Source organism: Flavobacterium sp. (genome assembly GCF_043779715.1).
Classification (GTDB): Bacteria; Bacteroidota; Bacteroidia; order Flavobacteriales; family Flavobacteriaceae; genus Flavobacterium.
In genome coordinates this window covers 35,628-47,571 of the sequence record NZ_JAYWDT010000060.1, presented here as the reverse complement: position 1 = coordinate 47,571, position 11,944 = coordinate 35,628, and the positions used below count along the sequence as shown (strand labels likewise).

General features: G+C 33.5%; 13 protein-coding genes. 10 read left to right on the top strand and 3 right to left on the bottom strand.

All coding sequences use genetic code 11. The annotated features are described in order from the left end of the window. The 3 genes from ACH2BG_RS03060 to ACH2BG_RS03050 all read left to right on the top strand — a co-directional run. A partial coding sequence (locus ACH2BG_RS03060; RefSeq protein WP_395046264.1) for an outer membrane beta-barrel protein occupies nucleotides 1-560 on the top strand: 560 nt, incomplete at its 5' end. A gap of 10 nt (nucleotides 561-570) precedes the next feature. Further along, nucleotides 571-1,533 (top strand): OmpA family protein, encoded by a 963-nt coding sequence (locus ACH2BG_RS03055; protein WP_395046263.1) that lies wholly within the window; start codon nucleotides 571-573, stop codon nucleotides 1,531-1,533. Nucleotides 1,534-1,724: 191 nt separating this feature from the next. Continuing rightward, a complete protein-coding gene (locus ACH2BG_RS03050; protein WP_395046262.1) occupies nucleotides 1,725-2,765 on the top strand; it encodes an aldo/keto reductase in 1,041 nt (346 codons plus the stop codon). Here ACH2BG_RS03050 and ACH2BG_RS03045 read toward each other — a convergent pair whose 3' ends face one another. Then, nucleotides 2,766-3,125 (bottom strand): YraN family protein, encoded by a 360-nt coding sequence (locus tag ACH2BG_RS03045; protein ID WP_395046261.1) that lies wholly within the window; start codon nucleotides 3,123-3,125, stop codon nucleotides 2,766-2,768. It lies immediately after the preceding gene. A gap of 94 nt (nucleotides 3,126-3,219) precedes the next feature. Continuing rightward, nucleotides 3,220-4,113, bottom strand: coding sequence for an LD-carboxypeptidase (locus ACH2BG_RS03040; RefSeq protein ID WP_395046266.1), 894 nt, complete (start codon nucleotides 4,111-4,113; stop codon nucleotides 3,220-3,222). Nucleotides 4,114-4,440: 327 nt separating this feature from the next. Here ACH2BG_RS03040 and metG point away from each other — a divergent pair, with 327 nt between their 5' ends. The 7 genes from metG (at nucleotide 4,441) to ACH2BG_RS03005 (ending at nucleotide 10,952) form a co-directional block, all read left to right on the top strand. After that, entirely contained in the window at nucleotides 4,441-6,513 is a 2,073-nt protein-coding gene (metG, locus tag ACH2BG_RS03035) for a methionine--tRNA ligase (protein WP_395046260.1), read from the top strand. A 12-nt stretch (nucleotides 6,514-6,525) separates the two neighbouring features. Beyond that, complete coding sequence (locus ACH2BG_RS03030) at nucleotides 6,526-7,215, top strand: HAD family hydrolase (RefSeq protein WP_395046259.1); 690 nt, start codon at nucleotides 6,526-6,528, stop codon at nucleotides 7,213-7,215. 10 nt (nucleotides 7,216-7,225) lie between these two features. Then, nucleotides 7,226-7,849, top strand: coding sequence for a CatA-like O-acetyltransferase (locus tag ACH2BG_RS03025; protein WP_395046258.1), 624 nt, complete (start codon nucleotides 7,226-7,228; stop codon nucleotides 7,847-7,849). Nucleotides 7,850-7,946: 97 nt separating this feature from the next. Beyond that, nucleotides 7,947-8,357 (top strand): BrxA/BrxB family bacilliredoxin, encoded by a 411-nt coding sequence (locus ACH2BG_RS03020; protein ID WP_395046257.1) that lies wholly within the window; start codon nucleotides 7,947-7,949, stop codon nucleotides 8,355-8,357. 80 nt (nucleotides 8,358-8,437) lie between these two features. Beyond that, a complete protein-coding gene (locus ACH2BG_RS03015) occupies nucleotides 8,438-9,172 on the top strand; it encodes a lysophospholipid acyltransferase family protein (protein WP_395046256.1) in 735 nt (244 codons plus the stop codon). Between the two features lie 57 nt (nucleotides 9,173-9,229). Beyond that, the gene (locus ACH2BG_RS03010) at nucleotides 9,230-10,216 is read left to right on the top strand and encodes an acyl-ACP desaturase (RefSeq protein ID WP_395046255.1); all 987 of its coding nucleotides are present in this window, start codon (nucleotides 9,230-9,232) and stop codon (nucleotides 10,214-10,216) included. 82 nt (nucleotides 10,217-10,298) lie between these two features. After that, a complete protein-coding gene (locus ACH2BG_RS03005; RefSeq protein ID WP_395046254.1) occupies nucleotides 10,299-10,952 on the top strand; it encodes an HD domain-containing protein in 654 nt (217 codons plus the stop codon). Nucleotides 10,953-11,160: 208 nt separating this feature from the next. Here the strand turns inward: ACH2BG_RS03005 and ACH2BG_RS03000 are convergent, their stop codons facing one another. After that, entirely contained in the window at nucleotides 11,161-11,943 is a 783-nt protein-coding gene (locus ACH2BG_RS03000; protein WP_395046253.1) for an enoyl-CoA hydratase/isomerase family protein, read from the bottom strand. Nucleotide 11,944: the final 1 nt, after the last annotated feature.

Here is an 11,944-nt window from a genome sequence, read left to right as displayed (position 1 = left end):
TTTCTGCAAACTCATCTTCTCTGTCACTAGAAGGAAGAACCCCATCTCAATCAATCCCTAATGTAGATTTTGGGAATAAAAACATATACGGAATTGGTTTTGAGGTTGAATATGTATTTCCGTATAATAATAACAAATGGGCTATGTATTTTGAACCAACTTACAAAACAAAATATGAGGCTTCCAAGACGGTTGTTGTTGGTCAAAGTGCATTTGCATACACTCAAGACTGGTTTGCAAGTTATACAGCTTTAGACTTAGCATTAGGTCTTAGACATTATATGTATATTAATGAATCATCAAAACTTTTTCTAAATGTTAGTTACCTTTTTAATCCTAAACTAAATTCTAAACTTAGAAACAATACAAAACAAGAAGAACTTACAATAGATTCACTTACAAGTTATAATTTGGGATTAGGATACAATTATAATAAAAAGTATAGTTTTGAATTTAGATACGCACATAGTATTAAAAATGATAATCCTTTTAACACTAAATTTAAAACTATTTCTGTTGTTTTAGGTTACAGAATATTTGAAAATAATAAAAATAAATAAATTTAAAATAATGATAAAGAAAATTTCCTTAGGATTATTGGTATTAGCCATAACAACTTCATGTGTTTCTAAAAAAATATATGCTGATTTAGAAACAAAATTTGCTGAATTAAAAAAAGAACGCAACGCACTTTCTGACGAAAATGAAGGTTTAAAGACTGCTAAGAATCAGTTTGAATTAGACAACGGAACACTAAAAACAGAACTTGACAAACTAAAAGCAGAAAGAGATAAACTCGCTGCCGATTATACTGCATCAAGTAATAACTTAAAAACATTGCAAAGTTCATACAATGCTTTAGAGAAAAATAGCGACGAATCGCTAAAAGCAAACATGGACAAAAACCGTGATTTACTAGCACAATTGGAAGCAAAAGAAAAAGCACTAGCTGCCGAAAAATCACGTTTAGCAAAATTAAGTACCGATTTTAAAGACCGTTCTGACAGAGTAAACGAACTCGAAGCAATGATTGCTGCTAAAGAAGCTTCGATGAAAAAACTAAAAGAAACCTTATCTAAATCGCTAAAAGCGTTTGAAGGAAAAGGGCTTACTGTGCAGCAAAAAGACGGAAAAGTATATGTTTCTATGGAAAATAAATTGCTTTTCGAATCTGGAAGTTGGGCGGTTGGTGCTGAAGGGAAAAAAGCGGTTGTAGCTGTAGGGAAAGTTTTAGGCGATAATCCAGACATTTCGGTTCTGATAGAAGGCCATACCGATAATGATAAGTTTGGCGGAGCAGTTGGTCAAATAGAAAACAACTGGGATTTATCTACAAAAAGAGCGACGTCGATTGTAAATATTATTAGTGAAAATGCCAAAGTAAACAAGCAAAATCTTACTGCAGCTGGTCGTGGAGAATTCTCACCATTAATGAGTAATGACACACCAGAAGGCAAATCAAAAAACAGAAGAATCGAAATTATTTTGACTCCAAAATTAGACGAAATTTCTAAAATGTTGAATGACATTTAAAGGCACAAAGACTCTAAGATACAAAGGTTCTAAGGTTTTCTTAGAGCCTTTTCTTTTTTCAAAATTCGCTGTTCTTTATTCAATGTTGAACCTTTTTTAGTTTTAAAAACCTTTGTACCTTTGAGCCTTAGAACCTCAGCGCCTTTTTAAAAAAACCTTTTCACCTCCGAACCTTTTCACCTCCGAAAAAAATGAAATACACCACACTTCCCAACACAAATCTAAAAGTTAGTACTATTTGCCTTGGCACCATGACTTTTGGCAATCAAAATACCGAAAATGAAGCCCATTCACAGTTAGATTTTGCCGTAGAAAAAGGAATCAATTTTATCGATACTGCCGAAATGTATCCAATAGGAGGAAACGAGCATATTTTTGGAAGTACGGAACGTCATATAGGTTCTTGGATTCAAAAAATTGGTCAAAGCAAAAGAGAGAACATAGTTTTAGCTACAAAAATTGCTGGCCCAAATCGAGGCATGGGTTACATACGTGAACCGTTAGATTTTTCTAAAAAAAACATACACGATGCTGTCAATTTAAGTTTAAAAAATCTTCAGACTGATTATATCGATTTGTACCAAATGCATTGGCCAGAAAGAATTATGAACATGTTCGGACAACGAGGCGTTTCTAAAATAGACGAACAATGGAAAGATTCCATTTTTGATGTTTTAAACATTTTTGATGGATTGATAAAAGAAGGTAAAATAAAACACATTGGTGTTTCTAACGAAAATTCTTGGGGAGTTATGAAATTTTTAAACGAAAGTGAGAAACATAATTTGCCAAAAATCGCTACGATTCAAAATCCATATTCTTTATTAAATCGTTTGTTCGAAGTAGGTTTGTCCGAAATTTGCATGCGTGAAAATGTGGGATTACTAGCTTATTCTCCTTTGGGTTTTGGTTTTTTAACTGGGAAATATCTAACCGGAATTCAAGCCAATTCTCGTCTTGGATTGTTCCCAAATTTTGTTCGATATACCAATGAAAATTGCTATAAAGTAACAAAAATGTATCAAGATTTAGCCAACGATTACGGGTTGACATTAACTGAATTAGCTATTGCATTTGTAAATCATCAGCAATTTGTAACTTCAACTATTATTGGCGCAACGAGCATCGACCAATTAGAAGAAAATATTAATGCTTTCGATATAATGTTAACCGATGCTGTTTTAGCTGAAATAAATAAAATTCAGGAATTAATTCCAAATCCTGCGCCGTAATTAAAAATGATAAAAAGCATCTTCCAAATGTTCGATTTTAAATTCTTTTCCTTCTTTATAAACCGCAATAATATCGAAACGAATTTCTAAATCTAAATCGTTCGAAATCACATATTCATTAACCGCTTTGACTAAAAGCTGAATTTTAGCTGGTTTTACAAAATCTTGAGGCGAACCAAAATCTATTGATGAACGCGTTTTAACTTCAATAATGACTAAAACGTTGTCTTTTTGGGCAATAATATCAATTTCTGCTTTCTGGAAAGTCCAGTTGGTTTCCAGAATTGTGTAACCATTTTTTTGAAGAAATTCGACCGAAAGTTCTTCGCCTAGTTTTCCGAGATCGTTGTGTTCTGCCATTTTATAGACGACTTAGATTATTAGATTGGTTAGACGACTTAGACTTAATCTAACTTTCTAAGAAGTCTAAGTAAGTCTAAATATCTAAGCAAGTCTATTCGAAAAATACTTTACTACATTCACTATTCACATCAATCGAAATTTTACTTCCCATAATCAAGGCGCGATTGTCTTGAATATGTCCTGCCGGAAAATTATAAATAATAGGAATATTATATTTCTTAGTCACATCTTCAATAATTTGCAAAGCATCTTTTCCCCAAGGAATATCATTGTCTTTCATTTTTGTCATCGAACCTACAATAATTCCTTTGATGCTTTCTAGACAACCATTGCGTTGCAAGTTCATCATCATTCGGTCGATATGATACAAATATTCGTCTAAATCTTCCATAAAAAGAATTTTATCATCACAGTTTATTGCGGATTTAGAACCCATCAAACTATACAAAATAGACAAGTTCCCTCCTACTAATTCTCCCGAAGCTTTCCCAAAACGATTCATAGAATGTGGCAAAATATCGTATTCTAACTTGTCGCCAAATAAGGCAATTCGCAAAGTTTCTTTGGCTTCTTTAGTGGCTTTTGAGCTTACAGGCATTATTCCGTGAATAGATTTATAACCCATCGTATTGAGATGATTATGCAAAACCGTTACGTCGCTAAAACCAATTATCCATTTTGGATTTTCTTTAAATTTTGTAAAATCTAACAAATCTATCATTCTCACTGTTCCGTAACCGCCACGAACACACCAAATGGCTTTGATGTTTTCGTTATCCATTTGATTTTGAAAATCGGCTGCGCGTTGCTCGTCGGTTCCTGCCAATTGATTTAAATCCAGTCCGATTGTGCTTCCTACTTTTACATTCAATCCCCAATTGGTGAGTAAATCTTTTGCGAATTTTAAATTATCATCTATGTTTTTACGAGCGGTAGCAACTATAGCAATGGTATCGCCTTTTTTTAAGTACGGTGGTGTTATCATTTTGGTTTGAGAATGAATGTTTGAAATGGTGAAAAGTAAAAATAGTACAAATGCTTTTTTCATTTTTTATCTGCTTATTACAAATGTATAAAAGTTATTTATTTATTGACACACGGATGAAACGGATATTGCTGATTTACACAGATTTTTGAATTGAAACGGAATGCCCTAGCCCAGATAGAAGTGAAAATCCTTTTGCTTTTTTCTTTAAAAAGCAAAAGATTGTAACGGATAGCTGGAAATAGCTCTAAAAAAACTTATTTTTGCAATCATTTTATAATGGCGAATTATAATTTTTAATTCGTAATTTTTAATTTTTAATTGATTATGATTCAGAATCCTAAAAGATATACGATTACGGCAGCTTTGCCTTATACAAACGGACCTATTCACATTGGGCATTTAGCGGGTGTTTATGTGCCTTCAGACATTTATTCACGTTATTTGAGATTGCAAGGAAAAGACGTGGCATTTATGTGCGGAAGCGACGAACACGGTGTAGCAATCTCTATGAAAGCCAAAAAAGAAGGCATTACGCCTCAGGAAGTGATTGATAAATACGATGGGATTATCCGTAAATCATTTATCGATTTCGGAATTTCGTTCGATAATTATTCTAGAACTTCAGCGAAAATTCATCACGATACCGCTTCGGAATTTTTCAAGAAATTGTATGACAAAGGTGATTTTATCGAAGAAGTGACGGAGCAATTGTATGATGCCAAAGCGGATCAGTTTCTTGCCGATCGTTTTGTGGTAGGAACTTGTCCAAAATGTGGTAACGAAGAAGCTTATGGTGACCAATGCGAAAAATGCGGGTCAACCTTAAATGCTACGGATTTAATTAATCCAAAATCGACCATTACTGGCGAAACTCCGATTATGAAATCTACGAAACACTGGTTTTTGCCTTTAGATCGTTATTCAGATTTTTTAACTAAATGGATTCTTGAAGGTCACAAAAATGATTGGAAACCTAATGTTTACGGTCAAGTAAAATCTTGGATTGATGGCGGATTAGAACCTCGTGCCGTTACTCGTGATTTAGATTGGGGAATAGATGTTCCTGTGGCTGGTGCCGAAGGAAAAAAATTATATGTTTGGTTCGATGCGCCTATTGGTTACATTTCTGCGACCAAAGAATGGGCGGCTCGTGAAGGGAAAGATTGGGAACCATATTGGAAAAATGAAGATACAAAACTGGTACATTTTATAGGAAAAGACAATATTGTTTTTCACTGTATTATTTTTCCTGCGATGCTAAAAGCGGAAGGAAGTTATATTTTGCCAGACAATGTTCCTGCCAATGAATTCCTGAATTTAGAAGGAAATAAATTATCGACTTCAAAAAACTGGGCAGTTTGGTTACACGAATATTTAGAAGATTTCCCGAATCAGCAAGATGTTTTACGTTATGCGCTTACCGCCAATGCGCCCGAAAGTAAAGACAACGATTTTACTTGGAAAGATTTCCAAGCGAGAAATAATAACGAATTGGCTGCCATTTTTGGAAACTTTATCAATCGTGTGGTGGTTTTAACCAATAAATATTACGAAGGAGTTGTACCAACACCTAACCAATTTTCGGAAGTAGATGAAGCAACGCTAACCGAATTGAAAGCTTATCCTGCTGTAATTTCTAGCTCAATAGAAAGATACCGTTTCCGTGAAGCTTTGGGTGAATTAATGAATGTGGCTCGTTTAGGAAACAAATATTTAGCTGACGAAGAGCCATGGAAAATGGTAAAAACTGATCCAGAACGTGTAAAAACTCAAATGTATGTGGCTTTGCAAATCGCAACAGCTTTGCGTGTTTTATGTGAGCCTTTCTTGCCATTTACTGCTGAGAAATTATCACGTATTCTTGTCATTCCGACGAAGGAGGAATCTCAATTAAATTGGAATGATGTTGCTACAAATTTAGATTTGATTCTTTCAGGACACAAAATTGGCGAAGGAGAAATATTGTTTGCACAAATAGAAGACGAACAAATACAAAAACAAATAGACAAATTGGAAGCTACAAAAACTGCTAATATTGCCGAAAACAAAAAAGCTGAACCACAAAAAGAACTAATCCAATATGATGATTTTGCCAAAATGGATTTGCGTGTAGGAACAATTATCGAAGCTGAAAAAATGCCAAAAGCAAACAAATTGTTAGTACTAAAAATAGACACTGGAATCGATGTTCGTACAATTGTTTCTGGAATTGCCGAAAGTTTTTCGCCAGAAGAAATCATAGGGAAACAAGTCACTGTTTTAGTGAATCTTGCTCCAAGAGCTTTGCGCGGTGTAGAAAGCCAAGGTATGATTTTGATGACCAATTTACCTAACGGAAAACTAGCTTTTGTAAATCCTGATGTTGCTGGAGTTGGAAATGGAGAAGGTATTAATTAGAAAAAAACAACCATGAACCTAAAAGTAATCGCTTTCGATGCCGACGACACATTATTCGTCAATGAACCTTATTTTCAAGAAACGGAACACAAATTCTGTGCTTTGATGGAAGATTATTTGTCACATCAAGGATTATCTCAAGAATTGTTTAAAGTAGAAATCGAGAATTTAGATTTGTATGGTTACGGAATAAAAGGTTATATTCTGTCGATGATTGAAGCAGCAATGAAAATCTCTAACAACACTATTTCGATAGAAATTATCGAAAAAATAATAGATCTTGGAAAAGAATTATTACAAAAACCAATCGAATTGTTAGACGGAGTTGAAGAAACTTTAGAAGCTTTAAGCGGAAAATATAAGCTTATTGTGGCGACAAAAGGTGACTTAAAAGACCAACAAAGCAAGTTGCATCGTTCGGGTTTGGGGCATTATTTTCACCATATTGAAGTCATGGCCGACAAACAAGAAATAAATTATCAGAAATTATTAACGCGTTTAGAAATAAATGCAGATGAGTTTTTTATGATAGGAAATTCTTTAAAAAGTGATGTTTTACCCGTTTTGGGAATTGGAGGTTATGCCGTTCACATTCCTTTTCATACCACTTGGGAACACGAAAAAATTAGTCATAAAGTAGAACATCCAAATTTTAAAACATTAGAAAAAATTACTGATGTTTTGCCTATTTTATTGAAGTAATTTTCAAAAAATGAAACAAAAACTAAACTTAAATACTTGGAACCGAAAGGAGCATTTCTTGTTTTTCAAACAAATGGAAGAACCTTTTTTTGGCATCACAACGACCATCGATTGTACGAATGCTTACGATAAATCCAAAGAATTAGACATTTCATTTTTTACCTTTTACTTACACAAAACATTACTCGCTGTAAATGCTATCGAGAATTTTCGCTATCGAATAATTAACGATGAAATTTACATTTTCGATACCATTGATGCTTCTGCAACCATTATGCGTGAAGATAAAACTTTTGGTTTTTCGTTAATGGAATATTCGAATAATATAAACGATTTTGCCGAAATTACTAAAACAGAAATTGCCAGAATACAAAACACAACAGGACTTATTACTCGAGATTTTGAAGAAAATTTAATACATTTTTCAGCATTACCGTGGCTCAATTTTACTTCGTTTTCTCATGCACGAAGTTTCACTTTTCCTGATAGTTGCCCGAAAATTTCTTTTGGAAAAATGATGATTGAAAATGGCAAGAAAACCATGTCGATGTCTGTTCACGTTCACCACGGATTAATGGATGGTTATCATGTCGGACAATTTGTAAATTTGTTTCAAGAACTCATGAATGCTTAAAATTCTTAGTCGATAGTTAAAAAACTATTAACTTCTCTATTACTTCCTTGCAAACTTTGTAACTTTGCAACTCAATAATATTTTTAATACAAAAATTATGTATCCAGAAGAAATGGTAAAACCAATGCGTGCTGAATTATCAGATGCTGGTTTTCAAGATTTATATAGTGTCGAAGCAGTAGAAGCTGCTTTAGCAAAAGAAGGGACTACGCTTGTAGTTGTAAATTCAGTTTGTGGTTGTGCAGCAAGAAATGCGCGTCCGGGAGCAAAAATGAGTTTAGACGGAGCAAAAAAACCTAGTCAGTTAATTACTGTTTTTGCAGGTGTAGACAAAGATGCGGTAGATGCAGCTCGCAAACACATGTTCCCTTTCCCTCCATCATCGCCTTGTATGGCTTTGTTTAAAGATGGCGAATTGGTTCACATGTTAGAGCGTCATCATATTGAAGGTCGTCCGGCAGAACTAATTGCTGAAAATTTAAAAGACGCTTACGCAGAATTTTGTTAATTAAAAAGCAATAAATCTAACCACGTCTCGACGTGGTTTTTTTATTTAAAAAAGTATCTTTGACGAAAATTTCTAATAAAATGGAAAAATTTATATCTTATCCAATATCCGTTATATACTATCTTTTTTTTATAAGTTGTTTGCTTATTTTTCATCCCATACAATGGATTTGTTTGAATATTTTTGGTTATCAAGCACATAAAAAAAGTGTCGATTATTTGAACTTTTGTTTGGTAAAATGTACTAATCTTTTAGGAACAACTTATCATTTCGAAAACAAAGATTCGATTCCTAAAAATGTTCCTATTATTTTTGTTGCAAATCACCAGAGTTTATATGATATCATTGCTGTAATTTGGTTTTTACGCCGTTTTCATGCAAAATTTGTGAGCAAAAAAGAATTGGGAAAAGGTGTTCCGAGTGTTTCTTTCAATTTGCGACACGGTGGTTCGGTTCTTATTGATAGAAAAGACCCTAAACAAGCCATTTCAGCCATTGGTCAATTGTCAAAATATATCGAAAAAAACAAACGTTCGGCAGTAATTTTCCCAGAAGGAACCAGAAGCAAAACTGGAGAACCTAAGAAATTTTCAGAAAGTGGACTCAAAATGTTGTGTAAATATGCTCCATCTGCTTATATTGTCCCAATAACTATAAATAATTCTTGGAAAATGGTTAAATTTGGAAGTTTTCCGATGGGATTGGGAAATAAATTACAATTTATAATACACGAAGCCATTGCTGTAAAAGATTTTTCGTTTGAAGAATTAATGACAAAAACAGAAAATACCATAATTGAATCAATAAAAATATAACTAGATTTAATGATTTAGGAGAAATCTAAAATCTAAAATCTAAAATCTAAAATTATAATGTCTACAAAAAACATACGTCTAGAAGTTATGCAATTTTTAGAAAATAAAATTGACGGATTTGTTGACCAATATTTAATTCCTGTGGAAAAAATATGGCAACCAACCGATTTTTTACCCAATTCTGAAAGTGAAACTTTCTTTGAAGAAGTAAAAGAATTACGCGAAATCGCAAAAGATTTACCTTATGATTTCTGGGTAACTCTTGTAGGAGATACAATTACCGAAGAAGCTTTGCCAACCTACGAATCATGGCTTATGGACGTAGATGGTGTAGGGCAAGTAGAAAACAATGGTTGGTCTAAATGGGTTCGCCATTGGACTGGTGAAGAAAACCGTCATGGAGATTTACTAAACAAATACTTGTATTTATCTGGTCGCGTAAACATGCGTGAGATAGAAATGACTACACAACATCTTATTGCCGATGGTTTCGATATTGGGACAGGTCGTGATCCTTACAAAAACTTTGTTTATACTAGTTTTCAGGAATTAGCAACCTATATTTCTCACAACAGAGTTTCGCAGATTGCCAAACAATATGGTGACAATAAATTAGCTAAAATATGCAAAATGATTGCTGGCGACGAAATGCGTCATCATCACGCTTATTCAGAATTTGTAACTCAAATTTTTAAAGTAGATCCAAGCGAAATGCTTTTGGCTTTCAATTATATGATGAAACAAAAAATTGTAATGCCGGCTCAATTTCTTCGTGAATCTGGAGAAAAAATAAGTTCGGCATTCTTGAATTTTTCTGATTCTGCGCAACGAATTGGCGTTTACACAGCTTCGGATTATGTAGATATTATGCAAAAACTCATCGAAAAATGGGAAATAGAAAAACTTTCGGGTCTTACTGACGAAGCCGAAAAAGCACGTGATTATCTGATGAAATTGCCTGCAAGAATGGCAAAAATTTCTGAAAGATTAATCATTCCTGCTGAATCTCAAATTTTTAAATGGGTAGAACCTGCCAGAATTTAGATTTTTGATTTAAAATTAACGAATGTTGATTTTTGAAGTTTGTCTTTAGAAATCAACATTTTTTTAATAATAAAACACAAAAATGAGCAATCCAGATTTAATAAACAAAACCATTCAGTTCGTAAAACAAAAACTCAAAAATGCCGAAGGCGGACACGACTGGTTTCATATAGAACGGGTTTATAAGAATGCAATTCTAATTGCTTCAACCGAAAAGTGTAATGAAATTGTTGTAAAACTTGGCGCATTATTACACGATATTGCAGATAGTAAATTTCATAATGGCGACGAAACCGTTGGTCCAAAAGTTGCTAGAGAATTCCTAGAATCCGAAGGTGTTTCTGAAGAAATAATTATTCATGTGATTAATATTATTAAAAATATTTCTTTCAAAGGCGGGAATTTCGATAAGAAATTTACGTCAAAAGAATTCGAAATTGTTCAAGATGCTGACAGATTAGATGCTATTGGAGCGATAGGAATTGCAAGGACTTTCAATTATGGTGGTTTCAAAAATCGTCAGTTATATAATCCTGAAATTCTTCCAAATCTTACAATGAGTAAAGAAGAATACAAAAATTCTGAATCGCCAACGTTGAATCATTTTTATGAAAAATTACTTTTGTTGAAAGATAAAATGAATACCGAAACTGGTAAAAAAATTGCCCAAGAACGTCACCTTTATATGGAAACCTTTCTTGAGCAATTTTATATGGAATGGAATGGAGAACGGTAAGTTTGTCAGTATTTATTCTAAAACAAAAAATATCTAGTTTTTACTATATAAGTCATATAAGGTCATTTAAGTTAGAATGAAAAGCATACTTATATGTTCTTCTATGCCTTATATGGTTAACTTTTTCATTAGTTATCTTTTTATAATAATATGATATCAAATTATTATAATGAAATGATATTTACAAAAGAGAAAAATCCTACACATTTTATTTTCCTGTAAATACCGCTCTTCTTTTTTCTAAAAATGCAGTCGTTCCTTCTTTAAAATCATCGGTAGCAAAGCATTCACCGAAAGCTTTAATTTCTACATCAAAACCATTTGTACCGTCTTTGTAATTGGCATTTATCGCCTCAATCGCTTTAGAAATAGCGACTGGCGAATTTCTCATGATTTTATTTGCAATTTGATTATAAGTAGCATATAAATCCGCTTGTGGGACAACATCGTTTACTAATCCGTATGCTTTTGCAGTTAGAGCATCAATCATTCCTGCGGTCATAATCATTTCCATAGCGCGTCCTTTACCAACTAATTGTGGCAAACGCTGTGTGCCTCCGTAACCAGGAATTACGCCTAACGAAGTTTCTGGTAATCCCATTTTTGCATTATCCGAAGCGATACGAAAATGACAAGCCATAGCCAATTCTAATCCGCCACCTAATGCAAACCCATTGATTGCTGCAATGACTGGTGTTTTCATGTTTTCGATAAAATCGAATAAGATTTCTTGTCCTTTAGCTGCCAACATTGCACCTTCTTTATCTGAGAAATGAGCAAATTCTGAAATATCGGCTCCAGCTACAAATGCTTTTTCGCCACTTCCCGTGATAATTAGCACTTTAATTTCTGGATTTTTATTTGCTAATTTCAATGTTTCGTGCAACTCCTGAATCGTAGCTTTATTCAGAGCATTTAATTTTTCTGGACGGTTTATAAAAATGGTTGCTATTCCTTTTTCGTGTTCGATGATGATGTTTTCTAATGCCATG